Origin of the sequence: Micromonospora globbae, assembly GCF_003610785.1 — a bacterium.
GTDB lineage: Bacteria > Actinomycetota > Actinomycetes > Mycobacteriales > Micromonosporaceae > Micromonospora > Micromonospora globbae.
In genome coordinates this window covers 134,175-158,872 of sequence record NZ_RAQQ01000016.1, presented here as the reverse complement: position 1 = coordinate 158,872, position 24,698 = coordinate 134,175, and the positions used below count along the sequence as shown (strand labels likewise).

Sequence of the window (24,698 nt, the reverse complement as noted above, 5' to 3'; positions counted from 1 at the left end):
GTCAGAGAGCCCCGGTGCTGCCGTCCGTCAGCTCGCGCAGGATGTCGGCGTGGCCGGCGTGCCGGGCCGTCTCCTCGATCATGTGCACCAGGATCCAGCGCAGGGAGACCTCGCCGAGCTGCGGGTGCGGCACCACATGGTCGAGGTCGAACCGCGCGGCGGTCGCCCGGGAGCGCGCGCACGCCCGCTCGTAGCCGGCGGCGAGGCTGTCGACGGTGTCGTCCTCGGCGAGGGCGAAGCTCGCGGCCGCGTCCTCCTCGTCGGTGCGGTAGACGTCGCCGGGGCCGGGCGCCAGCAGGCAGGGGAACCAGTTGTCCTCCACCATCGTGAGGTGCTTGACCAGGCCGGCGACCGTCGTGGCCGAGGGCACCAGCCGCCGGGCCGCGTCGGCGTCGGAGAGCCCGCGCAGCTTGCGCAGCACCACGGCGCGGTGGAAGTCGAGGAAGGCGTCGAGCACCGCGCGCTCGTCCCCCGTACGCGCCAGCACGGGCCCGAGAGTGGGATCGATCGAGATGGTCGCCATCCTCCGACCCTAGTCGGCGGGGCGGCCTGCTGCTGCCCGCTATCCCCTGCGCGGCCCCGTCCGGGCGGGCAGGATGGGCCCATGGCCTCAACGGTAGAGATCCCCCTCGTGGACGGCCCGGCCGACGGGCAGCGCGTCACCGTCGAGCTGGACGTCAACGGCCGCCCGCCGCTCACCCACCACCACCTCGGTCCGCAGGGGCTGGTCGAGGCGCAGATCTACGAGCTGGAGAACACCGGCGACGGGACCGCCGACTGGCGCTACCGCTGGCGCGGCTCGGCCGTCTGACCGGCGGAGGCCGGCGGCGGCGCCTCAGCCCGCCGTGCCGGTCAGGCGCGGACGAGCGCGCGGGTCCGCAGGCTCTCCAGCACCGCCCGCGTGACGTGGGACGTGCCGCGGGCCTCGTCGCAGACCTGCGCGACCCGGCGGGCGGTGGCCTCGGCGCGCTCCTCCCGCTCGTCCCAGAGCCGGTCGACCTCGGACAGCAGCGGGCCCTCCACCTCCCGCTCCACGCCGCGCAGCGCCGGCACGCCCAGCCGCTGGGCCAGGTCGAAGACCTTGCCGGCGTACGGCAGCGGAAGGAACGGCGTACCCACCATCGCGGCGAAGATCAGGAAGTGCAGCCGCATGCCGACCGCCAGGTCGAAGTGGCGCATGAGGCCGAGCACCTGCTGGGGCGAGTACGTGCCGTGCAGGATCCGGCCCCGCTCCGCGGCGATCATGTGGGACAGCACGCCGTGCGAGTGCCGGATGTCGTCGCGCTCCATGGGCACGAAGAGGACGTACGCGTCGATCCGGTGCACCAGGAAGTCGCCGATCTGGGCCAGCAGCCGGTGGTAGCCGTCGACGTCGAGGCGCTCGGCGGCACGGCCCGGCTCGCGGACGCTCATCCCCACGAGGCGCTTGCCGGCCGGGACCCCCTCCTCCCGCAGCAGGGAGGCGGGGAACTCCTCCGGCTCCAGCAGGAACGCCGGGTCGGCCGTGACCGTGATCGGGTTGACCAGTCCGGCCTCCTCCAGCACCATCCGGGACTCCTGGTCCCGGACGGTCACCTGCGTGGCGCCGGCCAGGGTCTCGCGGACCATGCCGGTGTCCACCCCGTCGCTGAGCGGCCCGACACCCACCGCGTACGTGATGAGCGGCAGGCCGCGCTCCTGGGCGACCCGGACGACCCGCAGGTAGCGGCGCGCCTCGCGGTCGTAGAGGATGCCCCCGCCGCCGAGGATGAGCAGGTCGAGCTGGGCCAGCACGAGCGCGGAGTCGGTGCGGCTGACCCCCTCCCAGGGCACCGCCTCGACGTCCGGGTGCGCGCGTCGGGTGTGTTCCGGGTTGCGGGAGAAGACGATGATCCGGGCGTTCGGCTCCTGTTGCCGCAGATCGGTCAGAAGACCGGTGAGGATCGCCTCGTCACCGAGGTTCCGACCGCCGTACGAGCCCAGCACACCGATGGTCAGTCCGGCGCCATGCCTCATCCGTCGCTCCTCCCCGGGTGCGTCGGGCGCGGTTTTCCCACTGGACGGGTGAACACTCCTGACGCCCCGCCCAGCGCCCCTCGGCGCCAGCGGCCGGGCGGGACAGGCGGCCAGCCGCCCGGACAGACGGGCAGCCCACGGGACAGGCGGACGGGACGGGCGGTAATCGGGTTGCCCGGCCGCGCCGACACGGCGCACCGTGGTCGCGTGAGCACGCTGACCAGGCAACGGATCGGCTGGACCGACCTGCCCGACCACGTCCGTTCCGCCGTGGAGCGCGTCCTCGGCGACCGGGTGGTCGAGGCGGTGTCCCAGTCGGGCGGCTACTCCCCCGGGTCCGCCGACCGCGTCCGCACGGCCACCGGCCGGCGCGCGTTCGTGAAGGCCGTCAGCCCCGCGCAGAACCCGGACAGCCCCCGGTTCCACCGCGCCGAGGCGCGGATCTCCGCGGCCCTTCCGGCGTCCGCGCCGGCGCCCCGGCTGCTGGGCTGCCACGACGACGGGGACTGGGTCGCGCTGGTCTTCGACGACGTGGACGGCCGGCACCCGGTCACGCCGTGGCGTGACGACGAACTGGCGGCGGTGCTGTCGGCCCTCGAGACGATGGCCGGCGCGCTCACACCGAGCCCGGTGGCGGACGCGCCGGCCGCGGCCGAGACGCTCGGGTACGACTTCGCCGGCTGGGAGCGGATCGCCGCCGACCCGCCCGCCCGGCTCGACCCGTGGGTCGCGGCGCACCTGGACGAGCTGCGGGCCGCCGCCGCGTACGGGATCGCCGCCCTGACCGGCGACACGCTCTGCCACGTGGACATCCGGGCCGACAACCTGCTCGTCGACGCCACCGGCGCGGTCACCGTGGTCGACTGGCCGTGGGCGTGCCGGGGACCGGCCTGGTTGGACACCGCGCTGCTGCTGGTCAACGTGCGGTTGCACGGCGGGCACGACACGGAGGCGCTGCTGCGCCGGCTGCCGCTCACCGCGGACGTCGACCCGGACGCGCTCACCGGCGCGTACGCCGGTCTGGCCGGCTTCTTCACCGACGCGGCCCGGCGCCCCGCGCCCGCGGGGATCCCCACCGTGCGCGCGTTCCAGCAGGCCCAGGCCGACGCCCTGCTCCCCTGGGTGGCCGCGCGCCTGCGCTGACCGCGCGGCGCGACCGGCGGGAATCGGACCTGGCACTCGGTGGGGGACGCGGCGTCCGATCGCCGCCAGACGGGCCGGGGCCGCCGCTTCCATGATCGACACATGACAACGACACTGGACGGAAAGGTCGCCCTGGTCACCGGTGGTGCGCGGGGCATCGGGGCGGGCATCGCGCTGCGCCTCGCCACCGACGGCGCCGACGTGGCGATCACCTACCTGCGCAGCGCCGACCGGGCCGCGGCGGTGGTCAAGGAGATCGAGGCGCTGGGCCGGAGGGCCCTCGCGGTCCCGGCGGACAGCGCCGACCCGGACGCCCTGCGGGAGGCGGTCGACCGGACCGCCGCCGAGCTGGGGCGGCTCGACATCCTCGTGAACAACGCGGCGGTGTTCCCGGTCGGCGCGCTCGACGAGGTGGACGCGGACGAGCGGGACCGGACGATCGCCGTCAACGTCCGGGGCCCGTACGTCGCCGCGCAGGCGGCGGCGCGGCACCTCGGCGACGGCGGGCGGATCATCAGCATCGGCAGCAACGTCGGCGAGCGGGCCGTGTTCCCCGGGCTGGCGCTGTACGCGATGAGCAAGACGGCCCTGGCCGGGCTCACCCGTGGCCTGGCCCGCGAGCTGGGGCCGCGCGGCATCACCGTGAACCTGGTCAACCCGGGCCCGACGGACACGGACGCGAACCCGGCCCACGGCCCGAACGCCGGGGCCATCGCCGGCTTCACCGCCCTGGGCCGCTACGCCCGGCCCGCCGACATCGCGGCGACCGTCGCGCACCTCGCCGCGCCCGAGGCGGCGTACGTGACCGGCGCCGTGGTGAACGTGGACGGCGGCTTCACGAGCTGACCCCGCCGGCGGGGTCAACCCGGGCCGGGGACGGGGTGGTCGAGGAACGGAAGCACCACGGCCGGCAGGGCCGGGGAGCCCAGGATGTCGTGATGGGTGAGCCCCGGCAGCACGGCCAGTCGGGACGCCGGACGGGAACCGTTTCCGCCGGCGTCCCGGTGGCCGCCGCCGAGCAGCCCGAAGAACTCGGCCACGTGGGAGGTGGGGACCGAGTCGGCGTCGGCGAAGACCAGCAGGGTCGGCACGGTCAGCCTCGCGACCTCGGCCGACCAGTCGTAGTCGTGGCGCAGCAGTTCGCCCGACCGGGCCCAGAGCCGCGGCCAGTCCTCGGGCCGGGGCGCGAGCCGGGTGTAGAGCCGGTGCGGCGGGCTGCCCCGCATCCGCTCGGCGGTCCGCTCGTCGTGACCGGCCATGGCGGCCAGCACCTCCGGGTACCAGCCGCCGCGCCGGCAGGGCGCCGAGACCACCACCAGCCGGCGGACCAGCCCCGGATGCTGGATCGCGACCCGCAGCGCCACACCGCCGCCGAGCGAGTAGCCGAGCAGGTCGGCGCCCGGCAGGTCGAGGTGGCGCAGCAGCGCGGCAACGTCGTCGGCCATCGACTCGTAGCGCAACGGCCGGCCGGTGTCGGCGGTGTGGCCGTGTCCCGGCAGGTCGACCCCGATCACGCGGTGCCGCGCGGTCAGCGCCGGCAGGAGCGGCGCGAACGTCTCCGCGGCCCCGAAGGCGCCGTGCAGCAGCACCAGCGGCCGGCCGGACCCGTGCGACTCGTACCACAGCCGCGACCCCACGTCGGCGTAGCCCATGCGCCTCCCCCCAGCCCCGATCCAACACCGGCCCGGCGGGGCGCGCCGCCGGCTCGGCGAGGATGGCGAGCCCGCGTCCCGGACGCTCGGCGGGCGAGGTCTGATCCGGGTCGTCCGGGGTAAGCGCGGCGGCAGCATCCGGCCCGCGCAGTCACAGGAGGCACCGTGACCCTCACCGCGCCCACCGCCGCCATCGGCCTCGACACCGCCGCCGAGGTGGCCGCACAGCTCCGGGTGGACTCGGTCCGGTCCAGCACCAGCGCCGGGTCCGGCCACCCGACGTCCGGCATGTCCGCGGCCGACCTGTTCGCGGTGCTGGTGACCCGGCACCTGCGCTACGACTGGGACGACCCGCGCTCGCCCGCGAACGACCACCTCATCCTGTCCAAGGGGCACGCCTCCCCGCTGCTGTACGCGCTGTTCAAGGCGGTCGGCGTGATCTCCGACGACGAGCTGATGCACGGCTACCGGCGGCTCGGGCAGCGCCTCCAGGGCCACCCGACACCGGCGCTGCCCTGGGTCGACGTCGCCACCGGCTCCCTCGGCCAGGGGCTGCCCGACGGCGTCGGAATCGCCCTGGCCGGGAAGTACCTCGACAAGCTGCCCTACCGGGTGTGGGTGCTCTGCGGCGACAGCGAACTCGCCGAGGGCTCGATCTGGGAGGCGCTCGACAAGGCCTCCTACTACCGGCTGGCCAACCTCGTCACGCTCGTCGACGTGAACCGGCTCGGCCAGCGCGGCCCCACCGACCTGGGCTGGGACGTCGACGCGTACGCCCGGCGGGCCGAGGCGTTCGGCGCCCGCGCGCTGGTCGTCGACGGTCACGACCTGGCCGCCGTGGACGACGCCATGGCCGCCGCGCAGGACCCGGCCGACGAGCGGCCCACGGTGATCCTGGCCCGCACCGTGAAGGGGCGCGGCTTCCGCGAGGTCGAGGACAGCAACGACTGGCACGGCAAACCGTTCCCGCCGGACATGGCCGAGCGGGCCGTCCGCGAGCTGGGCGGCGAGCGGCACCTCACCGTACGGGGGCCGCGGCCCACGGCCGCCCCCATCGACGGCTCCCGTCCCACGAGCGACGTGGCGGCCCGCCCCGTCACCACGGAACCGACCGAGCCGCCCACCCCCGCCCGGTACGACCTGGGCGCCGCCGTGCCCACCCGCAAGGCGTACGGGGACGCGCTGGTCGTCCTCGGCGCGCGGAACCCGCGCGTGGTGGCGCTCGACGGCGAGGTCAGCAACTCGACGTACGCCTTCGAGTTCGCCCGCGCCCACCCCGACCGGTACTTCGAGATGTTCATCGCCGAGCAGCAGATGGTCGCCGCGGCGACCGGCCTGGCGGTACGCGGCTACCGCCCGTTCGCGTCGACGTTCGCGGCGTTCCTCACCCGGGCGTACGACTTCATCCGGATGGGCGCCGTGTCCGGGGTGGACCTGTGCCTGGTCGGCTCCCACGCGGGCGTCGAGATCGGCCCCGACGGCCCGTCCCAGATGGGTCTCGAGGACCTGGCCATGATGCGTGCCGTGCACGGCTCGACGGTGCTGTACCCGAGCGACGCCACCAGCACCGTGGCCCTCACCGACGCCATGGCCACGCTGCCCGGGATCAGCTACCTGCGCACCACCCGCGGCAAGTACCCGGTGCTCTACGCCGACGGCGAGAGCTTCCCCGTCGGCGGCTGCAAGGTGCTGCGCTCCTCCGACGAGGACGCGGTGACGCTGATCGGCGCGGGCGTCACCCTGCACGCGTGCCTCGCGGCGGCGGACGCCCTCGCGGGCGAGGGGATCCGGGCGCGGGTCATCGACTGCTACTCGGTCAAGCCGATCGACGACGCCACGATCGCCGACGCGGCCGCCGCCACCGGGCGGATCGTGGTGGCCGAGGACCACCATCCCGAGGGCGGCCTCGGCTCCGCCGTGAAGGACAGCCTCATCGCCGGCGGCCGGGCCACGCCGTCGCTGGTCCACCTCGCCGTACGCGGGATGCCGGGCTCCGGGTCGAGCAAGGAGCTGCTCGCCTGGGCGGGCATCGACGCCGACCACATCGCGTCGGCCGCGCGGCAGCTCGTCCGCGGCTGACGAGCGCCGGGCCGCTCGCCACCGGGCGGCGCGCCGCGGACCCGCTTAGGGTCGGTCATGCGCGTGATGACCTGGAACCTGTGGTGGCGGTTCGGCGGCGCGTGGCGCGAGCGCGAGGCCGGCATCGTGGCGACGCTCGAACGGGTCCGGCCGGACGTCGCCGGGCTGGTGGAGGTGTGGGCCGGCGACGGCACGACGCAGGCGCACCTGCTGGCCGACCGGCTCGGCGGCATGGCCGCCGCGTTCGCGCCGACCTCGCTGCCACCGGCGCCCGACCCGCCCGAGGAGCCGTCCCAGGCCGGCATCGAGGTGGGGATCGGCCTGCTGAGCCGGTGGCCCATCGTGGCCACCGAGGTGCACGAGCTGCCCCACCCGCAGCGGGGTGGCCCGCCGCCGACCGCGCTGCTGGCCACGCTCGACCACCCGGCCGGGCCGCTGCGGGTCGTCGTGGCGTGCATCGAGTGGGAGCCCGCGTTCGCGGCCGACCAGCTGGCCCAGAGCACCGCCCTCGCGGCGCTCGCCGCCGATCCGCGGCTGGACGGGGACCTCCCGGTGCTGCTGGTCGGCGACCTCAACGCCGCGTTCGACCAGCCGGACCTGCGGCCGCTGCGCGACGTCATGGTCGATACGTGGACCGCGGGCGGCGGTGACCCGGCCGCCGTCACGCTCAGCTCCGCCGTACCCGAGGCGCCCCTGGAGGCGACGAAGCAGATCGACCGCCGCATCGACCACGTCCTGGCCCGCCCCGGCCGTCCCGGCGGCGCCGTCACCGTACGGCGGGCGTACCTGGCCGGTGACCACCCCGTCGGCGGGCGGTACCCGTCCGACCACTTCGCGGTGGTGGCCGAACTGGAGCCGTGAGACGGGCGCGCCGCGCGGCCGACGGGTGACGGGGTCGGCCCGCCGGGCCCCGGCGGTGGCCCGACGACCGGGCGGCGGGCCCAGTCGATCACCGGCCGTGAGGGATTCTCCGTATGGGCCGCGACCCCCGGTGGCGCGTTCTACGCTCGGCACAGGGCCCCGTCGTTCCGCCGACCGGCACCCGTCCGGCGGCACCGTGAAGATGCCCTCACCAGGCAGGAAGGGTGGCCCACCGTGGCTGTCAGGACGCAAGCGCGGCCGCGCGTGGCCGACATCCGGCCGTTCACCGTGGAGATCCCGGAGGCGGACCTGGAGGCGCTGCGCGCACGCGTCGCGGCCACCCGGTGGCCCGAGAAGGAGACCGTCGCCGACCAGTCGCAGGGCGTCCCGCTCGCCACGATCCAGGCGCTCGCCCGCTACTGGGAGCAGGAGTACGACTGGCGCGCCGTCGAGGCGAGGCTGAACGCCCTGCCGCAGTTCGTCACCGAGATCGACGGGCTGGACATCCACTTCCTCCACGTCCGGTCCCGGCACGAGGACGCGCTGCCGCTCATCGTCACGCACGGGTGGCCCGGCTCGGTGATCGAACAGATGAAGATCATCGGACCGCTCACGGATCCCACGGCACACGGTGCGGACGCCTCGGACGCCTTCCACCTGGTGATCCCGTCCCTGCCCGGTTACGGCTTCTCCGGCAAGCCGTCCACGGCCGACTGGGGCCCGGACCGCATCGCCCGCGCGTGGACGGAGCTGATGACGCGCCTGGGGTACACGCGGTTCGTGGCGCAGGGCGGCGACTGGGGCGCGCTCGTCACGGAGCTGATGGGCGTGCAGGCGCCTCCCGAGCTGCTCGGCATCCACACGAACATGCCCGGCACGGTGCCGCCCGAGATCGACAACCTCGTCCAGTCCGACATCACCGGCGTGAACAATGCTCTCGGCTCGCTGCCCCCGGACCTCTCCGGCGAGGAACGGCGGGCCTGCGAGCAGCTCGACTTCTTCTGGAAGCACGCCGCCTACGCCCTCATCATGGGCACCCGCCCGCAGACGCTGACCGGGCTCACGGACTCACCGGTCGGCCTGGCGGCGTTCATGATCGACCATGACGCGGCCAGTCTGAAGCTGATCTCCGAGACCTTCGCGGGACGACCCATGGGGCTCACGAGGGACGACGTCCTCGACAACATCACGCTCTACTGGCTGACGAACACCGCGATCTCGGCGGCGCGCCTCTACGCCGCGAACGCGTACTCCTTCCTGGTCGTGAAGGGCGTCTCCGTCCCGGTCGCCGTGAGCGTCTTCCCCGACGAGCTCTACCAGGCCCCGCGCAGCTGGGCGGAGCGGGCGTACCCGAACCTCATCCACTACAACCGGCTCGACCGCGGCGGCCACTTCGCGGCCTGGGAGCAGCCGCAACTCTTCTGCGAGGAGGTCCGGGCCGGCTTCCGGTCGCTCCGCTAGGGGCGTCCCGTCAACCCGCACCGGAGCCGCGCCCCGGCCAGCGCATGGACGATCACACCGCTCACCACACCGAGGGCCGTGCCGAGCATCAGGGACACGGCCGGCACGACGTCGACCCGGGCAGCCCGCAGGGCCGAGGTGAGCTGAACCGGCTCGCCGTCTCCGCGACGACGCACTGCCTGACCGGCTGCGCCGCCGGCGAGATCCTCGGCCTGGTCATCGGCACCGCGCTGGGCTGGTCGAACCTGCCCACCATCGTGATCGCCATCGCGTTGGCGTTCGTGTTCGGGTACAGCCTGACGATCATCCCGGTGCTCCGCTCCGGCCTGGCGATCGGTGCGGCCGTCGGCATCGCGCTCGCCGCCGACACCGTCTCCATCGCCGTCATGGAGATCGTCGACAACCTGATCGTGCTGGTCATCCCGGGGGCGATGGACGCCGGCCTGACCTCGTGGCTGTTCTGGGTGTCGCTGGCCGTGGCCCTGGCGGTGGCGTTCGTGGTGGCCGTGCCGGTCAACCGGGCGATGATCCGCCGCGGCAAGGGTCACGCCGTGGCCCATCGCCACCACCACTGACCGGCGTCACCCCCGCTCGACTCGCGCCGGGCCCGACTCGCGCCGGACTCGCGCCAGCCTCGTCCGGCGCCGGTCCGGGCCGCCCCTGCCGCTGGTCAGACGGCCTGCGGCACGCGGGACTCGTGGCGGGGTGTGACCGAGAGGTGCGCGGACAGGGCGCGGAGGAAGTCCGGCGCGTCGAAGATCTCGCCGGCGGAGGCGACCCCGCTCGTCCTCGTCCGGCCGGTGAGAATGCGATGCACCGCCTCCACCACCAGCGGCGCGCTGACGGCGTAGATGTCCTGGCCGCTCGCGACGACGCGTCGTCGCGTGTCGCCGGAGCGCACGACGACGTCGACGACGAACGTCTGCGCCGAGCGCCCGCGCTCGTCGACCGGCGCGGGTGCGTCCGCGGCGGCCAGGTCCCGGGCGGCGTCGGTGGTCATGTACGTGCGCACCTGGGGGATGGACAGGTGGCTGGGGACGGTCACGACGTCGGCCATCGTGAACTCGGCGAGGACCGTCCGGCGGCCCAGCGGAGCGGGGAAGTCCCAGTCCAGCGTCGGCAGGCCGCCCTCGTCGTCGTAGTACTCCAGCCGGCCACCGGTGTAGCGGACCCGCCGGCCGTCGCGCCGGTCCCGGGAGACGGTGCCGGAGGCGAGGGTCCCGGCCGTGGGGTGCCAGCTGCTCAACCCGTACGCGACGTGCGCCTCGTCGGCCGACGTCCAGTCGCCCATCGCCGTGGTGACCAGCAGGTCGCCGAGCCCGCCGTAGAAGGCCATCGCCGGGACCACCGCGACGCCCGCGGACCGGGCGCGGTCGGTGAAGTGCCGGAACGTGTCGACGTTGGCCTCGATCTCGGCCGCCACGTCGACGTACGGAATCCGGGCGCGCAGGGCGGCCTCGATCACGGGGGCCGCGGTCGAGGCGAACGGGCCGGCGCAGTTGACGACGGCCGCGGCGCCCCGCAACGCCTCGTCGAGCGAGGCCGGGTCGTCGACCGACGCCACCCGGTGTTCGAGCCCCGGATGCGACGCCGCCAGCGCCCGGAGCTTGCCGGCGTCGCGGCCGACGAGGAGCGGGACGAACCCGCGGTCGCGCAACTCCGTGACCACGAACCGCCCGGTGTGTCCGTACGCGCCGAACACCGCCACGACCTGACCCGATTCCATCTGAGTTCCTCTCGAAAGATCGACTGAGGAGAGCCTCCCAGCGACGGCAGGACGGGGCCAGTGTCGGGAACGCCATGTCCCGTACAGTTTCGGACATGGCCACTGTCGCGCTCGCCGCCACCGATGGGATGCTGCACTTCGAGCTCGCCATGGCCTGCGAGGTCTTCGTCCGGGACCCCTCCGGCCTGGCGGACCCCTGGTACGACCTCGTGGTCTGCGGCCCGGGTCCGGTCCGGGTCGGCAGGTTCGCCGTCGAGCCCGACGACGGGTTGGACCGGCTCGCGCGCGCCGACACCGTGATCGTCCCGTCCGTCGAGGACATCGACGCGGACGTGCCCGCCGACCTGCTCGACGCCGTCCGCGCGGCCCACGAGGCGGGCGCCCGGATGGTCTCGCTGTGCACCGGCGCGTTCGTGCTGGCCGCCGCCGGCGTGCTGGACGGGCTGCGCGCGACCACGCACTGGGCCCACACCGAGGCGCTGGCCGCCCGCTATCCCCGGGTGACGGTCGACGCGGACGTGCTCTACGTCGACAACGGCAACGTCCTCGCGTCGGCCGGCAAGGCCGCCGCGCTCGACCTGTGCCTGCACCTGATCCGCCGCGACCACGGCTCGACGGTCGCCAACGCCGTCGCCCGCCGACTGGTGGTGCCACCGCACCGCGCCGGTGGCCAGGCCCAGTTCGTCTCCACCCCGGTGCCCGCCCGCGACGACCATCCCCTCGCCGACCTGTTCCCCTGGGTCATGGAACGGCTCGACCGGCCGCTGACCGTGGAGGACCTGGCCCGCCAGGCGAACATGAGCTCGCGCAACCTGGCCCGCCACTTCAGGTCGGTGACCGGCACGACACCGCTGCAGTGGTTGTCGACCCAACGGATCCGCCGGGCGCAGGAGCTGCTGGAGAACACCGACGACAGCATCGACGCCATCGCGCAGGCGGCCGGTATGGGGACCGCCACGACGCTGCGCCGACACTTCAACCGCACGGTCGGCGTACCCCCGGACGCCTACCGCCGCACCTTCCGCAGCGCCTGACCCTCGCCAGGTCGTGGCCGGCGGCCGGCCGACGCGTGGGAGCCGCGACCCGACCGGCCGTGTTTGACAGGTCACGTTAGCTCAACGATAGTTGAGTCAATGACGGCTGATCTTTCTCCCCTCGCCGCGCGTGCCCGGATCCACGCCGCGCTCGGCGACCCCGCGCGCCTGGCGATCGTGGACGCGCTGACCCTGGGCGACGCCTCGCCGGGAGAGATCGCGCAGACCCTCGACATGCCGACGAACCTGGCCGCCCACCACGTCAAGGTGCTCACCGAAGCCGGCCTCGTCCTGCGCCGCCGGTCCGAGGGCGACCGGCGGCGCACCTACCTCCGCCTCCGGCCGGCCGCACTGGCCACCCTCACGCCGCCGCCACCGGCCCGCGCGGGTCGGGTGGTCTTCGTCTGCACCCACAACTCCGCCCGCTCACAACTGGCCGCGGCGCTGTGGCGACGGCGTACGAGGGGCGACGCCGCCTCGGCCGGAACGAAGCCGGCCCCACGGGTCCATCCCCGCGCTCTCGCCGTGGCCCGCCGTCACGGGCTCCACCTCGACCCGACCGGCACCGCCCACGTCGAGGACGTCGTCCACGACGACGACCTCGTCATCGCCGTCTGCGACAACGCCCACGAGGAACTGACCGGACCGGTCCGACCCCGCCTGCACTGGTCCGTGCCGGACCCGGTGCGCGTCGGCACCGACGATGCGTTCGAGGCGGCCTACGCCGACCTCGCCGAGCGCGTCGACCGCCTCGCTCCCGCCACGGTGGGAGGCGCCCGATGAGCGCCCCGGATCGTGTGGGTGCCATGGGGCCTCTCGGGCACCGGGAGAGGACGAGCTGATGAGGGTCGCACTCCGGCGGCGCCTGCTGGCCGAGTTCACCGGTACCGCGCTGCTGGTCACCGCCGTGGTCGGCTCCGGCATCATGGCCGCGACCCTCTCCCCCGGCGACGTCGGTCTGCAACTGCTGGCGAACTCCGTCGCCACCGCGTTCGCCCTCGGCGCGCTGATCCTGATCTTCGGCCCGGTCTCCGGCGCCCACCTCAACCCCGTCGTCTCCGCCGCCGACTGGCTCCTCGGCCGCCGCGCCGGCACCGGCCTGACCCTCCGCGACCTGGGCGGATACGTCGCCGCCCAGGTCCTGGGCGCGGTCGCCGGGTCGGTGCTGGCGAACCTGATGTTCGACCTTCCCGCTGTGGACCTCTCACGCACGGACCGGTCGGCGGGGCACCTGTGGCTCGGCGAGGTCGTCGCCACCACCGGTCTGATCCTGCTGGTCTTCGCCCTCGCCCGTTCCGGCCGGGCCCTGGTCGCGCCCGCCGCCGTCGGCGCCTACATCGGGGCTGCCTACTGGTTCACCTCGTCCACGTCGTTCGCCAACCCGGCCGTCACGATCGGCCGGGCGTTCACCGACACCTTCGCCGGCATCGCCCCCGGCTCGGTGCCCGGCTTCGTCCTGGCGCAGCTCGTCGGCCTCGCCGCCGGCGCGAGCCTGCTCGCCGCGCTCTACCCCGACGCCGGCGAGGCCGCGGACCAGGTGGTCGTACCCGCCGACCGTCCCCATTGCCTGGACAACCCGGAAGGCGCATCATGAGCGACAAGCCCAGCGTCCTGTTCGTCTGCGTCCACAACGCCGGCCGCTCCCAGATGGCCGCCGGCTGGCTGCGTCACCTCGCCGGCGACGCCGTCGAGGTCCGCTCCGCCGGCTCCGCACCCGGCGACCAGGTCAATCCCGCCGCCGTCGAGGCCATGCGCGAGGTCGGCATCGACATCGGCAACCAGCGGCCGGAGCTGCTGGAGTACGAGACGGCGAAATCCTCGGACGTCATCGTCACCATGGGCTGCGGTGACGCCTGCCCCGTCTTCCCCGGCAGGCGGTACGAGGACTGGAAGCTGGACGACCCGGCCGGCAAGAGCGTCGAAGCGGTACGGCCGATCCGGGACGAGATCCGCGACCGGGTGCAGCGCCTCGTCGACGACCTCCTGCCCGCGGACCGCGCCCACTGACGCGAGGCGCCCGCCGCCCGCGCCGACTCTCCGCCGCTGTGCGTGTCAGGGATCACCTCCTGCCTCGACGTGCATCTAACTTGACGTCTGTCGAATCAGAGGGCAGGCTTGTGCCTGGTTAGATATCTGTCTAGACAGAGGTGATCTGAGTGTTCGCCCGCCTGCGCCGGCCCTCCCGGCCCACCGTCTCCTTCTCCGACCGCTGCGGCGAGGTCTGCACCAGCCAGTGCCGCGCTGACGCCCGACGCGAGCGCGCCCGCACGAGCGTGCTCGCCGCCACGTCGTTCATCCGCTGATCCGTGACACGTCGCCCGCGAGGAGAGAGATCGACCATGGACGAGCTGACTTCCGTCGACGAGCTGCCCGTACTCGTCATCGGCGCCGGGCCGGTGGGCCTCGCCGCCGCCGCCCACCTGCACGAGCGCGGACTGCCCTTCACCGTCGTGGAGGCCGGCGAGCAGGCGGGCGCGTCCGTCGGCCAGTGGGGCCACATCCGGCTGTTCTCCCCCTGGCGCTACAACGTCGACGCCGCCGCCCGCCGCCTGCTGGACGCCGCCGGCTGGCCCGCCCCGGACGACGAGCAGCTTCCCACGGGCGCCGAGCTGGTCGAGGGCTACCTTCGACCGCTCACGGAGCTGCCCGCCCTGGCCCCGCGTGTGCGCTACGGCGCGCGGGTCACCGCGCTGGGCCGCGTCGGCGTCGACCGGGTCCGCACCGCCGGCCGCGAGCAGGCGCCGTTCGTCGCCCGGCTCGCCGGTGGCGAGGAGATCCTCGCGCGCGCCGTCATCGACGCCTCCGGCACCTGGCGGACGCCGAACGTGTTGGGCGCGAACGGCCTGCCCGCCCACGGTGAGGACCAGGCCGCCGCCTTCGTCGACCACGCCCTGCCCGACGTCCTGGGCACCGACCGCGACGCCTACGCCGGCCGGCACACCGTCGTGGTGGGTGCCGGCCACTCCGCCGCCAACACGCTGCTCGCCCTCGCCCAACTCGTCGAGCAGGCACCGGGCACCCGGGTCACCTGGGTGGTGCGCGGTAGCGCGATCGACCGGGCCCTGGGCGGCGGTGAGGCCGACGCCCTGCCGGCCCGCGGCGCCCTCGGGACGGGTCTCAAGCTGCTCGTCGGCACCGGGCAGGTCACCCTGCTCACGGGATTCGCCGTCACCGCCGTACGGCCCGGGGCCGGCACCGTGGAGCTGGTCGCCGGTGACGGCCGCACCGTGACCGCCGATCGCGTCGTCTCGGCCACCGGCTTCCGCCCCGACCACACCATCGCCAGCGAACTACGCCTCGACCTGGACCCGGTGCTCGGCTGCACGCGTGCCCTGGCGCCGCTGATCGACCCGAACGAGCACTCCTGCGGAACGGTCCGACCACACGGGATCGACGAGCTGACCCAGCCGGAGCCCGGCTACTACGCGGTCGGCATGAAGAGCTACGGGCGCGCCCCGACGTTCCTCATGGCCACCGGCTACGAACAGGTCCGCTCGATCGTTGCCGCCCTGGCCGGCGACTGGAGCGCCGCCCGCGACGTCCAGCTCGACCTTCCCGAGACCGGGGTGTGCAGCGCTACCCTCGGCGCCAAGTCCCTGTTCGACGAGGCCGCCGCCCGCTTCGGCCTGCCCGCCGAGGTGCCCGCCCAGCTCATCTCCTCCGCGCTGCGACACCTCCCCGTCGCGGGATCCGTCGCCGACGCGACCCGCGCCGCGGCGGAGGAGCTCGGCATCGACCCGGGCGTCGCTCTCCAACTGGCCGCACTCGCCGGCGACCAGTTCGACGCCCCGCCGGCCACCGCCGACGGCTCACGTCTCCGGCTGGTCACCCTGCCCACCGCCGGCGGCAACTGCTGCGGCTGAGATCAACACCCCGGGGGCACTCGCACCGACCCGGAGCAGCGCCGGGGAGAGGACCCGCGGCGCGATCGCCGGGGTCCGCCGTGACCGCATCGCACAGGCGAGTGCTCGGCGAGCGGCCAAGCACCGGAACGTCCTGGCTGGCAGCGGCGTTTCCGCAGGTGAGGGCTGGTTTTGTGGGCGCGGCAGGTTTCGAACCTGCGACCCCTCGCTTGTAAGGCGAGTGCTCTCCCACTGAGCTACGCGCCCGGAACGCCCGTGCGGCGGGCCGGTGGCTGGCAAGCTTACCTGCTGGCCGCCGGCCCGGTGGCACGGCGTGCCCGGTGGGGATCAGTCGGCCAGCTCGGCGAGCGCCTTTCGCCAGGCCAGCTGGTCGCGGGCCTCCCCCGGCAGGTTCATCTCGGCGTACCGGACGACACCGCCCTTGTCGATCACGAACGTGCCGCGGTTCGCGACACCGGCGGCCTCGTTGAAGACGCCGTACGCCTGGGCGACCGCGCCGTGCGGCCAGAAGTCGGCGAGCATCGGGAACCGGTAGCCCTCGCGGTCGGCCCACACCTTGTGGCTGTAGACCGAGTCGACGCTGACCGTGAGCACCTGGACGCGGTCGTTGGCGTACTCGTCGAGGTTGTCCCGGATGTCGCTCAGCTCGCCCTGGCAGACGCCGGTGAAGGCGAGCGGGTAGAACACCAGCAGCACGTTCCGCCTGCCCCGGAAGTCCGAGAGGCGGACCTCCTGGTTGTTCTGGTCCTTCAGCACGAAGTCCGGCGCCTGCGCGCCAACCTCGATGGGCATGCGGAAACTCCTCGAAGGGGGTCGGGACGGCGCCACCGTGCCCGCCCGGCGGTGGCGTCCGCTGGGCGAGCGGACGGCTGCCGCCCACGACGGGTGCGGCGGCCGGCCTACTTCTTGCTCTTGGCCCCGCGGCGCAGGACGAGGCGGGCCGCGCTCCAGTCCCGGCCGGCGTTGACCGTCGAGGTCTGCTGGAGCCCGGCGGTCGGGGCCGACTCGGCGATCTCGCTGGGCTCCACGTGCCCCTCACGCCCCGCCTTGGGCGTCAGCAGCCACACGACCCCGTTGTCGGCCAGCGGGCCGAGGGCGTCGACGAGGAGTTCGAAGAGGTCACCGTCGCCGTCGCGGTACCAGACCAGCACCGCGTCGACCACCTCGTCGGTGTCCTCCTCGACCAGCTCCCCACAGCGGTCAGTCAGGGCGTCGCGGAGGTCGTGGTCGACGTCGTCGTCGTACCCCATCTCCATGACGACCATCCCCGGTTCGATCCCGAACCGGTCCGCCAGGCTGCGTACCCCGTCGGCGGCCTGACCTGCGGTCGCGCTCACTGTCGCGTGCCTCCTCATCTCGTCCCTGCTCGCGGCGCCTGCTCGACGCCGTCAGGCAAAGTCCACACAGTTGTGGCCCCCCGCGCAAGTGGCGCACCGGGTGGAACGGAATTTACCGTGCCAGGAGCGTACGGGCACCCTGGGTAATGGCATCCTCCGAGACCAGAACCTGACGCGCGGCCGGACCTAATGGTACAAACGAGTCAACTCCGGCAACCCGCCGCGCCGCACCGACATATCCGGCATCGACCAGTGCGGCGATCACGCCCTCGCCCACCCCGCCGGACCGGCGGGTCTCGTCCACCACCAGCACCCGGCCGGTCGCCGACGCCTCCCGGATGATGTCCGCCACGGGCAGGGGCGCGAGCCAGCGCAGGTCCACCACGCGGGTGCCGACGCCCTCGTCGGCGAGCGCGGCCGCCGCCCGCAGCGACAGGCGTACGCCGTTACCAAAGGTGATGATCGTGAGGTCCTCGGCCGAGCCCACCCCGTAGACCCGGGCGCGACCGATCGGCACGTGGGCGCTCGCCCACGCCCCCGGCTCGGCGTAGGGGGCCGACCACTCGCCGTCGCCGTCGGCGTACAGGTCGCGGGTGTGGTAGAGCGCGATCGGCTCCAGGAACACGCAGACGCTGCCGTCCACGGCGGCGCTGGCCAGGCAGGTCCGCAGCATCGGCGCGGCGTCGTCCGGCCGCGCCGGCACCGCGATGACCAGGCCGGGAACGTCGCGGAGCACGGCCACCGAGTTGTCGTTGTGGAAGTGCCCGCCGAAGCCCTCCTGGTACGCGAGGCCGGCGATGCGCACCACCATGGGGTTCCGGTACGCCCCCTGCGAGAAGAACCGCATCGTGGCCGCCTCGCCGCGCAACTGGTCCTCGGCGTTGTGCAGGTACGCCAGGTACTGGATCTCCGGCACCGGGAGCATCCCGGCCAGCCCGGCTCCCAGCCCGAGCCCGAGCACCGACGTCTCGTCGAGCAGCGTGTCGAAGACCCGGGCCGGCCCGAACCGGTCCCGCAGCCCCTTCGTCACCCCGTACACGCCGCCCTTGGCGGCCACGTCCTCGCCGAACACCGCCATCTCGGGGTGGTCGAGCATCCCGTCGGTGAGCGCGGCGTTGATGCTCTGCGCCAGGGTGAGCGGGCCGGCCAGCTCCGGCGGCTTGCCGCCGAACGCCTCGGCCCGCGCCGCGGCACCGGGACCGGCCGCGCGGGCGCCCGCCTCGGCCACCGCCCGGGCGACGCGTACCGGCCGGCGGGGCGCCAGCGGCGCGACCACCTCGGCCGCGTCGGCGAGCTTCGGCTCCCCGATGACCTCCTCGGCCACCTGGCGCACCCGCCAGCCGATGTCGTCGTACCGGGCCACCAGCTCCTCACCGCTCGCCACGCCCGCCTCGACCAGCAGCCGGGCGGTGGCGGCCACCGGGTCCCGCTCCAGGTCCGCGCCGATCTCGGCGGGGCTGCGGTACGCCGTCTCGGCGTCCGCGCCCGCGTGCCCCATCAGCCGGACCGTACGCAGGTGCAGCACCGCCGGGCGGCGGTGCCGGCGCACCCACTCGGCCGCCTCGCCGGCCACCGCGTACGCCTGCGCCGGATCGCTGCCGTCGGCGGCGAAGTAGCGGATCCCCGGCCTGGACCGCAGGGCCGTCTCCACCCAGCCCTGCGGCGAGCGGACGCTGATGCCGAGGCCGTTGTCCTCGCAGACGAACAGCGCCGGGATGCGCAGGCCCGTGTGGTCGTACCAGCCGGCCGTGTTGAGCGCGGCGGTGGCGCTCGCGTGGTTGATCGAGGCGTCGCCGAACGAGCAGACCACGATCGAGTCCGGCGGCCAGGGGGCGGCCGGCAGGTCACCCTCGCCGAGCCGCACCCCACCCCCGGCCCGGCGGGTCTCCAGCCGGCGCCGCCCCTCGATGGCGAGCCCCATGCCGACGGCCCGGGGCAGGTGCGAGGCGATGGTGGAGGTGGTCGGCACGACGGCCAGGTCGGGGTGGCCGAAGACCTTGTGCCGCCCCCCGGCGATCGGCTCGCGGGACGATGCGACCACGCCGCGCAGGACGTCCCGGGCGGCCTCGGCGTACGGCCAGGGGCGCTGGACCGCCACGGCCACGTCGTCGGAAGCGTCGTCGGAGGCGCCGGCGGCTGCGGCATCGGAGGCGCCGGCGTCGGACGGGCCCGGCCCGTCGGGGGTCGCCTGGACCGGGGCGTCCTCGCCCGGGGTGGCCGGGGCGGCGTCGCGGTCCGGGACGGCCACCCCCTCGGCACCATCACCGTCCGGCCCGTCGGCACCATCGGCGACCGGCCCCTCGGCACCGTCACCGGCCGGGGCGACGGCCCGATCGGCTCCCTCCGCCTGGATGGCCGGTCCGGCGGCGCCATGGGCAACCGGTCCCTCGACAGGCTCGGCGACCGGTCCGGCGGCGCGCTCGGCGACCGGTCCCCCCGCCTCGCCGGCCGGTGCGACGCCGCCACCGGGAACGAACCCGGCCGCCTGCGCCGAGCGGACGCAGTAGAACGCGCCGGAGCGGTAGTGCAGCAGGGCCGGATCGGTGGGTCGCAGGACGGCGGCCACCAGGGCGTTGCTCTCGTGGCCGGCGGAGCCGATGGTGTAGAAGCCCTCGCCGAAGCTGCGCAGCCACCGCGCCGCGAGGTCCAGCTGCCGGCTGGTGACCTGCGCGTCGAAGAGGTCGAGGGCCTGCGCGCCGGTCAGCGCCGCGCCGTCGGTGACCGGGCCGGCCGGGTCACGGCGTCGCCGCGGCGCGCCCAGGGCAGCGAGGGTCTCCCGGAACCGGTCGTCGAGATCGTGCGGGGTGGTCACGTCCGACAGCATTACCGACGCACGCCCGCAACGCCCACCCGGACACACACCGCCCGGGCGGTGCCCCTACGCCCCGCAGTCCTGCGGGTGGCCGCCGTCGGAGACCTTCCACACCAGCTCGCGCAGCACGGCCAGCTCGCCGGTCGTGAGCCGGTCGAGCAGCCGGGAGTCGGACATCACCTCGTGGACCCGCTGCCGCATCCGGCGACCGGCCTCGGTGACCACCAGGGTCTTCTGCCGGCGGTCGGTGGGGTCGACCCGGCGCTGCACCAGGCCGGCCTGCTCCAGCTTGTCGACGAGCGCCGTCACGTTGGACCGGTCGCACCGCAACTGCTCCGCGAGGTCGCGGGCCGGCAGCGGCCGGTCCGGGTCGAGCTCGTGCAGCGCGCGGGCGACGGCCGGGGTGAGGCCCAGATCGGCGATCTCGACGTCCTGCTCGTGGCGGATGGCGGAGGCGACGTGCACGAGCCGGCGTATGGCGTCACCCGCGAGCCCCGGGCGGTCGTCCGGCGGGGGTTCGACGGCCGGTGGGGCGTACGGGCTCATGCGTCGAGTCTACGTGCGGAAAGAGTGAGTTGATCACCTTCCCGGACGGACCGCCCGCGACGACCGGCCCGGACGATCGGGCGGCCTCGGCACCGACGGTCGGCCAGCCGGTGGGATCCCGGCCGGCGGGGACGCCCGGCGGGAGGCCGCGGCGGCGCCGGCGCCGGCGAGGAGCACGAGGACGGTCGCGGCGGGCGCCACCGCCAGCGGGAGGCTCAGGTGGAGCCCGCCGAGGCCCGCCACACCGAGCACCGAGGCCAGCAGCGTGCCGGTGGAGACCAGCGCGGAGAGGGCGGCCGCGGAGGCCGCCGGCACCGTGGCGGCCAGGCGCGTGACCAGCGGGCTGAACGACGCCGCGTGCGCCGCCCCGCCCACCAGCAGCAGCGCGCCGCCGGGCAGGGCGGGCCAGCGGTGCGACCAGAGCAGCGCGGTCCCCGCGACCACCGCCGCGAGCACCGGGGGGCCGGCGAGCGGCAGCGCGTCCCGCAGGCGCACCGGCAGGCGCGGCACGACCAGGCCGCAGAGGGCGAACCCGACCGCGTACGGCAGGAAGGCCAGCCCGGCGGCCAGCGCGCTGAACCCGAGGCCGTCCTGGAGCCGCAGCGTGAGGGTGAACAGGAAGCCGGCGTAGCACCCCATCACGACGCAGGCCGCCAGCAGCCCGGTGGGCACCCCCGGGCGGGCGAGCACCGTCACGTCGAGCAGGGGTGCGCCGCCCCGCCGGGCCAGCCGCCCCTCGTACCGCAGGAAGAGGGCGAGCCCGGCGGCGCCCGCGGCGGCCGGCACCACCCGCCACCCGAGCGGCCAGGCCAGGTCCCGGCCGAGCACCAGCGGCAGCACGAGGGCCAGCATCGCCGCCGACAGCAACGCCACGCCGGCCAGGTCGAGCCGCTCCCGCTCCCGGGCGGCCGGCGCTCCGCCGGCCAGCACCCGCCGGCCGACCGGCAGCAGCACCAGCCCGACCGGCACGTTGACGAGGAACGCCGTACGCCACGTGAGCCCGGCGAGGTCGAGGGTCACGAGCAGGCCGCCGGCCACCTGCCCGGCGGCCACGCCGAGGGCCAGCACCATGGCGTACGCGCCGAGCGCGCGGGCCCGGGCCGCGCCGGTGAGCCGCGACTGGATGAGGGAGAGCACCTGCGGCACCATGAGCGCGCCGGCCGCGCCCTGCGCGATCCGGGCCAGCACCAGGGCGTACGGGCCGGGGGCGAGGCCGCACGCCAGCGACGCGGCCGTGAATCCGGCGAGGCCGACGAGGAAGACCCGCCCGTAGCCGTGGCGGGCGCCCAGCCGCGCGCCGGTCACCACGAGCACGGCGAAGGAGAGCGTGTAGGCGGCGAGCACGAGCTGGGCCAGCGCTGGAGGCCCGGCCAGGTCGGCCCGGACGGCCGGGGCGGCCACCGCCGCGATCGACGTGTCCATGGAGGCCATCGCCTGGCCGGCCAGTACGACGGCGAGCAGCGCCGCCCGCCGGTTCGGTTCGCTCATGGCCGCCACCCTGCCGCCGCGCCGCCGCTCCGGTCTTGACGATCCTTGCGGCCGGCCCGGCGGCGCGTCGCCGCCTACGCTGGCGGTCATGCGGACGGCCGTCATCCTCGCCCGCCACCCGGACTTCCGGGTCCAGGCGGTCAGCTGCCGCGACGACCACACCGGCTGGTCGGCACCCGAGCCGAGCCGGACGTACGAGATGGTGCTCCCCCGGCGCGGCGGCTTCCGCCGGCTCGGTCGCGGTGGCGCGGAGTTCGTCGACCCGACGCTCGGCTACCTGGCGGTGCCCGGTGAGGAGCAGCGGTTCGCCCACCCCGCCGGCGGTGACGAGTGCACCTCCGTACACCTGTCGGCCCGGCTGTGGCGGGACCTGTTCGCGCAGCGGCCGGCGCCGGCCGTCGTGCACCTGGACGCCCGGATCGACCTGGCGCACCGGCTGCTGCTGGCCGCGGCCGCCCGCCCCGACCCGGACTTCGCCGCCGCCGAGCGGCTGGTCCGCCTGGTCGGGGTGGCCGCCGCCCCGGCGCCGGGCGCGCCGGATCGCGATCGCCGGCTGGTCGAGGCGGCCCGCGCGGCGCTGCACGACGGCGGCCCGGAGGCGGGCGGCCTGCTCCCGCTGGCCCGCGCGCTGGGCGTGTCGCCGTACCGGTTGAGCCGGTCGTTCCAGGCCCTGCTCGGGGTGCCGCTGACCCGCTACCGCAACCGGCTGCGCGTGGGCCGGGCGCTGGACCTGCTGGCGGCGGGAGCGGGCCCGGCCGCCGTGGCGGCGGAGCTGGGTTTCGCCGACCAGGCGCACCTGACCCGGACGGTCCGCGCCCACGTCGGGCACACCCCGGGCGAACTGCGCCGCCTGCTGCGGCCCGCCTGACGGCCCCGGCGTCCTTGTCGGACAGAAGTCGACGGCAGGGAGCCCGTCGGCCACCTTCCGGTCACCCGTGGTCGCGACGCTTCCCCGGTCGGCACAACCGGACTCTGGGGAGGATTTCGTGTCACTGTCCCGACGGACCATCCTGCTGACCGGCGCGGCGGCGGGCGCCGCCGGCGCCCTCACCACCCTGCCCGGCGTGGCCGCCGCGACCACCACCGGCCGCCGGCTGGCCTACCCGTTCACCCTCGGGGTGGCCTCCGGCGACCCCGACCACGACGGGTTCGTGCTCTGGACCCGGCTGGCCCCGCAACCGCTGGCCGAGGACGGCCTCGGCGGGATGCCCACCCGGCCCGTCGCCGTGGAGTGGGAACTGGCCGCCGACGAGCGGTTCCGGCACGTCGTACGGCGCGGGGTGGCGGTGGCCCGGCCGGAGTCGGCGCACAGCGTCCACGTCGAGCTGGACGGGCTGCTGCCCGGCCGGGAGTACTTCTACCGGTTCCGGGCCGAGCGGCACGTCTCGCCGGTCGGTCGCACCCGCACCGCCCCGGCGCCGTGGACGATGCCGGCCGCGCTCGCCATGGGCTTCGTGTCCTGCTCGCAGTACGAGCACGGCTACTTCACCGCGTACCGGCGGCTCGCCGAGACCGAGCCGGAGCTGATCCTGCACCTCGGCGACTACCAGTACGAGTACGTCAAGGGCGCGTACGTCGCGCCGGGCGGCAACCCGCGCGACCACGAGGGCCCGGAGACCCGGACGCTGGCGAACTACCGGCAGCGGCACGCCCAGTACAAGACCGACGCCGACCTCCAGGCCGCCCACGCGGTCGCGCCGTGGGTGGTGGTGTTCGACGACCACGAGGTCGAGAACAACTGGGCCGGTGAGACGCCGGAGGCGCCGGACCCGGACTTCCCGGCCCGGCGGGCCGCGGCGTTCCAGGCTTACTACGAGAACATGCCGCTGCGCCGCACCTCCATCCCGCGCGGCGTCGACATGCAGCTCTACCGGCGGGTGCGGTGGGGCCGGCTGGCCACGTTCCACATGCTCGACACCCGGCAGTACCGCGACGACCAGGCCTGCGGCGACGGCTACAAGGACTGCGCGGCGGCGTACGACCCGAACCGGTCGATCACCGGCGCCGAGCAGGAGGCCTGGCTGCTGGACGGCTTCCGCCGCTCCGACGCCCGCTGGGACATCCTCGGGCAGCAGGTCTTCTTCGCGCAGCGGGACAACAACTCCGGCCCGCTCACCGTGACGAGCATGGACGCCTGGGACGGCTACGTCGCCTCCCGCGACCGGATCACCCGCGGCTGGCTGGCCGCCGGGGTCCGCAACCCGGTGGTGCTCACCGGCGACGTGCACGCCCACTGGGCCAGCGACCTCAAGCTGGACTACGCCGACCCGACGTCCCGGACCGTCGGCACCGAGCTGGTGTGCTCCTCGATCACCTCGGGCGGGGACGGCGCGGACTCGCCGTCCGGGTCGCACCCGTGGCTGGCGTTCAACCCGCACCTGCGGTTCCAGAACAACCTGCGCGGCTACGTGCGCACGACCATCACGCCGAAGCAGCTGGCGGCCGACTTCGACGTGCTGCCGTACGTGAGCCGGCCGGGCGCGCCGGCGCACACGCGGGCCACGTTCGTGATCGAGGACCGGGTGCCCGGCCTGCACCTGACCGCCGACAACCCGCTGCCCTCGGCCGCCCGGACCACCGCACCGCAGGTCACGGCTGACGAGGGCCGCCGCACGGTGGAACAGGAGACCGTGCGTCCCTGACGCGGGTCACCGCTCGCCCACGACGACGTGGCCGGCCGGCCCGGGCCGGCCACGTCGCG

General features: G+C 74.9%; 23 protein-coding genes, 1 tRNA gene and 1 pseudogene. 15 read left to right on the top strand and 10 right to left on the bottom strand.

Features of this window, described 5'->3' with window-relative positions; all coding sequences use genetic code 11:
* Nucleotide 1: 1 nt before the first annotated feature.
* On the bottom strand, nucleotides 2-523 hold the full coding sequence (locus D7I43_RS21780; protein WP_120330388.1) for a DinB family protein: 522 nt from the start codon (nucleotides 521-523) through the stop codon (nucleotides 2-4).
* Between the two features lie 81 nt (nucleotides 524-604).
* Here D7I43_RS21780 and D7I43_RS21775 point away from each other — a divergent pair, with 81 nt between their 5' ends.
* On the top strand, nucleotides 605-811 hold the full coding sequence (locus tag D7I43_RS21775) for a hypothetical protein (RefSeq protein WP_120330387.1): 207 nt from the start codon (nucleotides 605-607) through the stop codon (nucleotides 809-811).
* Nucleotides 812-852: 41 nt separating this feature from the next.
* Here D7I43_RS21775 and D7I43_RS21770 read toward each other — a convergent pair whose 3' ends face one another.
* Nucleotides 853-1,995, bottom strand: a complete 1,143-nt coding sequence (locus D7I43_RS21770) for a polysaccharide pyruvyl transferase family protein (RefSeq protein ID WP_120330386.1) — start codon at nucleotides 1,993-1,995, stop codon at nucleotides 853-855.
* A 207-nt stretch (nucleotides 1,996-2,202) separates the two neighbouring features.
* On the opposite strand from D7I43_RS21770, the gene D7I43_RS21765 reads away from it, so the two are divergent.
* Together D7I43_RS21765 and D7I43_RS21760 are read left to right on the top strand one after the other, a co-directional pair.
* The gene (locus D7I43_RS21765) at nucleotides 2,203-3,138 is read left to right on the top strand and encodes a phosphotransferase (RefSeq protein WP_192902226.1); all 936 of its coding nucleotides are present in this window, start codon (nucleotides 2,203-2,205) and stop codon (nucleotides 3,136-3,138) included.
* 102 nt (nucleotides 3,139-3,240) lie between these two features.
* Nucleotides 3,241-3,984, top strand: coding sequence for an SDR family oxidoreductase (locus D7I43_RS21760; RefSeq protein WP_120330385.1), 744 nt, complete (start codon nucleotides 3,241-3,243; stop codon nucleotides 3,982-3,984).
* Nucleotides 3,985-3,998: 14 nt separating this feature from the next.
* On the opposite strand, the gene D7I43_RS21755 is transcribed toward D7I43_RS21760, so the two are convergent.
* Nucleotides 3,999-4,790, bottom strand: a complete 792-nt coding sequence (locus tag D7I43_RS21755) for an alpha/beta fold hydrolase (protein ID WP_120330384.1) — start codon at nucleotides 4,788-4,790, stop codon at nucleotides 3,999-4,001.
* 165 nt (nucleotides 4,791-4,955) lie between these two features.
* Between D7I43_RS21755 and D7I43_RS21750 the strand changes: the two genes are divergently transcribed.
* The 4 genes from D7I43_RS21750 (at nucleotide 4,956) to D7I43_RS21735 (ending at nucleotide 9,766) form a co-directional block, all read left to right on the top strand.
* Complete coding sequence (locus D7I43_RS21750) at nucleotides 4,956-6,869, top strand: transketolase (RefSeq protein WP_120330383.1); 1,914 nt, start codon at nucleotides 4,956-4,958, stop codon at nucleotides 6,867-6,869.
* 57 nt (nucleotides 6,870-6,926) lie between these two features.
* Nucleotides 6,927-7,730 (top strand): endonuclease/exonuclease/phosphatase family protein, encoded by an 804-nt coding sequence (locus D7I43_RS21745; protein WP_120330382.1) that lies wholly within the window; start codon nucleotides 6,927-6,929, stop codon nucleotides 7,728-7,730.
* 234 nt (nucleotides 7,731-7,964) lie between these two features.
* A complete protein-coding gene (locus D7I43_RS21740) occupies nucleotides 7,965-9,191 on the top strand; it encodes an epoxide hydrolase family protein (protein ID WP_120330381.1) in 1,227 nt (408 codons plus the stop codon).
* A gap of 44 nt (nucleotides 9,192-9,235) precedes the next feature.
* Entirely contained in the window at nucleotides 9,236-9,766 is a 531-nt protein-coding gene (locus D7I43_RS21735) for a DUF4396 domain-containing protein (RefSeq protein ID WP_120330380.1), read from the top strand.
* 95 nt (nucleotides 9,767-9,861) lie between these two features.
* Here the strand turns inward: D7I43_RS21735 and D7I43_RS21730 are convergent, their stop codons facing one another.
* Nucleotides 9,862-10,917 carry a saccharopine dehydrogenase family protein gene (locus D7I43_RS21730; RefSeq protein WP_120330379.1) on the bottom strand — a complete coding sequence of 352 codons (1,056 nt, stop codon included), beginning with the start codon at nucleotides 10,915-10,917 and terminating at the stop codon, nucleotides 9,862-9,864.
* Between the two features lie 95 nt (nucleotides 10,918-11,012).
* On the opposite strand from D7I43_RS21730, the gene D7I43_RS21725 reads away from it, so the two are divergent.
* From D7I43_RS21725 to D7I43_RS21705, 6 genes are all read left to right on the top strand, one after another.
* On the top strand, nucleotides 11,013-11,951 hold the full coding sequence (locus tag D7I43_RS21725; RefSeq protein ID WP_120330378.1) for a helix-turn-helix domain-containing protein: 939 nt from the start codon (nucleotides 11,013-11,015) through the stop codon (nucleotides 11,949-11,951).
* 99 nt (nucleotides 11,952-12,050) lie between these two features.
* Entirely contained in the window at nucleotides 12,051-12,734 is a 684-nt protein-coding gene (locus D7I43_RS21720) for an arsenate reductase/protein-tyrosine-phosphatase family protein (protein WP_120330377.1), read from the top strand.
* Nucleotides 12,735-12,792: 58 nt separating this feature from the next.
* A complete protein-coding gene (locus D7I43_RS21715) occupies nucleotides 12,793-13,545 on the top strand; it encodes an aquaporin (RefSeq protein ID WP_120330376.1) in 753 nt (250 codons plus the stop codon).
* On the top strand, nucleotides 13,542-13,958 hold the full coding sequence (locus tag D7I43_RS21710; protein ID WP_120330375.1) for an arsenate reductase ArsC: 417 nt from the start codon (nucleotides 13,542-13,544) through the stop codon (nucleotides 13,956-13,958). Before D7I43_RS21715 ends, D7I43_RS21710 begins: the two co-directional genes overlap by 4 nt.
* 149 nt (nucleotides 13,959-14,107) lie before the next feature.
* Entirely contained in the window at nucleotides 14,108-14,254 is a 147-nt protein-coding gene (locus tag D7I43_RS32790) for a hypothetical protein (RefSeq protein ID WP_158610132.1), read from the top strand.
* Nucleotides 14,255-14,299: 45 nt separating this feature from the next.
* Nucleotides 14,300-15,814, top strand: a complete 1,515-nt coding sequence (locus tag D7I43_RS21705) for an FAD-dependent oxidoreductase (protein ID WP_204985259.1) — start codon at nucleotides 14,300-14,302, stop codon at nucleotides 15,812-15,814.
* Between the two features lie 174 nt (nucleotides 15,815-15,988).
* Here the strand turns inward: D7I43_RS21705 and D7I43_RS21700 are convergent.
* From D7I43_RS21700 to D7I43_RS21675, 6 genes and pseudogenes are all read right to left on the bottom strand, one after another.
* Nucleotides 15,989-16,060 (bottom strand) — tRNA-Val (locus D7I43_RS21700).
* 81 nt (nucleotides 16,061-16,141) lie between these two features.
* Complete coding sequence (locus D7I43_RS21695; protein ID WP_120330373.1) at nucleotides 16,142-16,606, bottom strand: peroxiredoxin; 465 nt, start codon at nucleotides 16,604-16,606, stop codon at nucleotides 16,142-16,144.
* A gap of 107 nt (nucleotides 16,607-16,713) precedes the next feature.
* A complete protein-coding gene (locus D7I43_RS21690) occupies nucleotides 16,714-17,151 on the bottom strand; it encodes a DUF3052 domain-containing protein (RefSeq protein ID WP_120330372.1) in 438 nt (145 codons plus the stop codon).
* A 112-nt stretch (nucleotides 17,152-17,263) separates the two neighbouring features.
* Nucleotides 17,264-19,723: pseudogene (locus tag D7I43_RS21685) on the bottom strand (thiamine pyrophosphate-dependent enzyme); the annotation flags it as partial.
* 306 nt (nucleotides 19,724-20,029) lie between these two features.
* On the bottom strand, nucleotides 20,030-20,509 hold the full coding sequence (locus D7I43_RS21680; RefSeq protein ID WP_120330370.1) for a MarR family winged helix-turn-helix transcriptional regulator: 480 nt from the start codon (nucleotides 20,507-20,509) through the stop codon (nucleotides 20,030-20,032).
* Between the two features lie 33 nt (nucleotides 20,510-20,542).
* Entirely contained in the window at nucleotides 20,543-21,997 is a 1,455-nt protein-coding gene (locus D7I43_RS21675) for an MFS transporter (protein WP_120330369.1), read from the bottom strand.
* 88 nt (nucleotides 21,998-22,085) lie between these two features.
* On the opposite strand from D7I43_RS21675, the gene D7I43_RS21670 reads away from it, so the two are divergent.
* Together D7I43_RS21670 and D7I43_RS21665 are read left to right on the top strand one after the other, a co-directional pair.
* Nucleotides 22,086-22,865 carry an AraC family transcriptional regulator gene (locus tag D7I43_RS21670; RefSeq protein ID WP_120330422.1) on the top strand — a complete coding sequence of 260 codons (780 nt, stop codon included), beginning with the start codon at nucleotides 22,086-22,088 and terminating at the stop codon, nucleotides 22,863-22,865.
* Between the two features lie 118 nt (nucleotides 22,866-22,983).
* Entirely contained in the window at nucleotides 22,984-24,639 is a 1,656-nt protein-coding gene (locus tag D7I43_RS21665; protein WP_120330368.1) for an alkaline phosphatase D family protein, read from the top strand.
* Nucleotides 24,640-24,698 lie beyond the last annotated feature (59 nt).